The sequence below is a fragment of the Candidatus Frankia nodulisporulans genome (genome assembly GCF_902806475.1).
Classification (GTDB): domain Bacteria; phylum Actinomycetota; class Actinomycetes; order Frankiales; family Frankiaceae; genus Frankia; species Frankia umida.
The window spans coordinates 1-3,000 of sequence record NZ_CADCWS010000374.1 but is presented as its reverse complement, the minus strand read 5'-3'; the positions used below and the strand labels follow the sequence as shown (position 1 = coordinate 3,000).

Genomic DNA, 3,000 nt, shown 5'->3' with positions numbered 1-3,000 from the left:
TCGGGTCGCGCAGGGCGTTGGCGGTGTGCGGGGGTGCGGTACTTTCACTGAGTAGCATCACCCACCACGTCGCATCTGACGGTCTCTACCTGTGGGCGAGATGGCCGTGGGTGAGATGAGCGTGGACGCGGGGCGCTGGACGCGACCTGGCGCCGTCGGCGTCGGTGTTGGCGTCGGTGTCGGCGTCCTGACTGAACCGGGTGGCGGTGTTCTGCCGCCTCCCCTGGGAGCGGGAGCTGGTCCGAAATGACGATCGGTCTGTCGATCGCCCTGATTGTCGCGAGCGTTCTGATGATTCTGCTCGTACTGCTGCACCGGGCGAAGGGCGGTGGGCTCTCGACGCTGTTCGGCGGTGGTGTGTCGTCGTCGCTCGGCGGGTCGTCGATGGTGGAGAAGAACCTCGACCGATTGACGATCATTGTGGGCAGTGTGTGGTTCGTGTGCATTATCGGTCTCGGTCTGCTGCTGAAGAATTGAGTTCTCCGCGTGCTCGCCGCGGCTTTCGCCGGCCGGCGGCGTTTCGAAACGCGGCGGTGGCGCTCGCCGCGGCGCTGGCGCTGGTCGCGGGTGCGGCCTGCGGCGGCGGGGGCGGTGGGGGCAGTGGTGAGCCGCCGAGTTCCGTGACGCCCACGGCGGTGGCCGCGGCCACCACGGCGCCGGTCGCCAAGCCCGGTGGAACCCTGCGCATCGTCGCGGGGCGAATGCCCAGCGGCGATCCCGGCTGGGCCACGACGCCGGCCGAGCAGGCCGTGGCCCGCCTGGTCACCCGTCAGCTCTACAGCTATCCGAGCGACGCGGATCCGTCCCGGTCGACGGTCCCGCGTCCGGACCTGGCGGTCGGCGCGCCGATGGTCACCGAGAACGGGCTGGTGTACACGGTGCGGCTGCGCGCGGCGGCCCGGTGGGACACACCGAACCAGCGCCGGATCACGGCCAATGACGTCGCCCGTGGCATCAAGCGGCTGTGCACACCGCCGAGTCCGTCGCCGTTGCGTGGTTACTTCGCCGCGACGATCGTCGGATTCCGGTCGTTCTGCGACGAGCTTGCCGCCACCCCGGTCGACGATGCCGCGGCGTTCATCGAGAGCACCACGATCGAGGGCGTCGAGATCGTCGGCGACGACACGGTGGCCTTTCACCTGCTCGCCCCGGTGAACGACTTCGTCGACGTGCTGGCGCTGCCCGCGGCGTCCCCGGCGCCGTTGGAGGCGCTGGCCTACCCGGCGAACTCCTCGGAGTACCTGCACAACCTGATCTCGGCCGGGCCGTACCGGTTCACCGGGGCGCGCGACGACACGCCCGGCTACCGGCTGGCCCGCAACCCGTCCTGGAACGCGTCCTCGGACGCGATCCGACGGGCACTGGTCGACCACATCACCATCACCGACGGTCAGACGTCCGAGGCGATGTTGCAGGAACTCGAGACCGGTGACGCGGACATGTCCCTCGATCCGGTGCTCACCACCGCACGGGCGAAGGAGCTCGCGAAGGCCAGGGACAACCGGCTCGCCCTCGACGAGGTCGGTACCACGGTGGCGTTGACCGTCGGCCTGAACGGTCCGTCCGCGGCGGCGCTGCGCGAACCGACGATCCGCCAGGCGCTGCCGTACTGCGTGGCCCGCGCGGGACTCGCGGACGCGCTCGGCGGGCCGGAGCTCGCGACCGCGTCCACCGGGCTGTTGCAGGAGCCGATGACCGGTTTCAGCGACCTCGACCCGTTCCCGGACACCGGCGACAGTGGGGACCCGCAGCGATGCCGGGAGGCGCTGAGCACCACCCCGGGCGGACCGGTGACGGCCCTGTCGCTGCTGACCTCGGACAGTCCCGCGGACGCCGCGGTCGCCGAGGCCCTGCGGACGGCGTTCGCGCGCGCCGGGATCCGCCTGGACGTGCGGATTCGCACGGGCGACCGGTACACCACCGCCGCCGTGGCGCCCCGTGGCCAGTTCTGGGACCTGGCGCTGACCAGAATCACCCCGGCCTGGTACGGCGACGCCGGCCGTACGGTCTTCCAGCCGCTGCTCGACGAGACCTGGGTGGGCCCCCGGCCGGCCGACGGCGGCTACCGTGAGCTCGCCGCTGGCCGGCAGCTGGACGCCGCGCTGCGCGCGACCTCCGAGACCGACGCGGTCACCGACTGGGGGGAGCTCGAGCAGACCGTCGTCGGTAGCGCCGCGGTGATCCCCCTGGTCGTCGTGCACACCCCGGTGATGCACAGCGCCAACATCACGACGTTCGCGATCGTCCCCTCGATCGGCACCGCCGACCCCACCGCCGTCTCGCTCGGCTCCGGCTGACCTCGTAGTGGGCCGGCTGGCCTCGTGGTGGGTTGGTAGGGGTCGGGAGGTTATCGTCGGGGGTGTGCGTGGCCGGCTTGGGGTGGTCGGTGCATCCACGTCGGGCTGTGGCGGCCTACACTCCCCCCCAGGACGTACCCGGAGGGACAACCGGGGGAGTGCCGGGAACGTCGGGCTTGCTCGACTGGCTGTCGTCCGCACGGTGAGTGGTCACCGGGGCGGGTGGGGCCGGTAGGCGTCGGCGAACTGCAATCCATGGGACGAGACGAAGGAGTACGCGGGCCGTGGCAGGTGGCAACGCCATTCGGGGGAGCCGGGTCGGGGCCGGACCAATGGGAGAGGCCGAGCGGGGCGAAACTGCGCCCCGCCAGCGCATCTCCTTCTGGTGCGCGAACGAACACGAGACCAAGCCGTCGTTCGCGGCGGACGCGGCGGTACCCGAGACATGGGACTGCCCGAGCTGCGGGCTGCCGGCAGGCCGGGACCGGGAGAACACCCCCGCCCCGCCTCGCACCGAGCCGTACAAGACGCATCTCGCGTACGTCCGGGAGCGGCGCAACGAGAAGGACGGTGAGGCGATCCTCGCTGAGGCCCTCGCGAAGTTGCGGGGTGCCTCCTAGCCCTACCGGGTGCGTGCCTGACCGGGTGCGATGCCTGACCGGGTGCGATCCCGCCCGATGCGGGTCGGCTGGGTGCGGCCGCG

Annotated in this window: 3 protein-coding genes; all 3 read left to right on the top strand. The window is 71.5% G+C overall.

The window, feature by feature from the left end:
* Positions 1-246: 246 nt before the first annotated feature.
* The 3 genes from secG (at position 247) to G6R24_RS19835 (ending at position 2,917) form a co-directional block, all read left to right on the top strand.
* Complete coding sequence (gene secG, locus G6R24_RS19845; protein ID WP_163550674.1) at positions 247-477, top strand: preprotein translocase subunit SecG; 231 nt, start codon at positions 247-249, stop codon at positions 475-477.
* Positions 474-2,297, top strand: a complete 1,824-nt coding sequence (locus G6R24_RS19840; protein WP_163550673.1) for an ABC transporter substrate-binding protein — start codon at positions 474-476, stop codon at positions 2,295-2,297. Before secG ends, G6R24_RS19840 begins: the two co-directional genes overlap by 4 nt.
* A gap of 284 nt (positions 2,298-2,581) precedes the next feature.
* Entirely contained in the window at positions 2,582-2,917 is a 336-nt protein-coding gene (locus G6R24_RS19835; RefSeq protein WP_163550672.1) for an RNA polymerase-binding protein RbpA, read from the top strand.
* Positions 2,918-3,000: the final 83 nt, after the last annotated feature.

Excerpts from the sequence above, each read along its gene's own strand:
- secG (WP_163550674.1), top strand. The coding sequence starts at position 247 with ATGACGATCGGTCTGTCGATCGCCCTGATTGTCGCGAGCGTTCTGATG.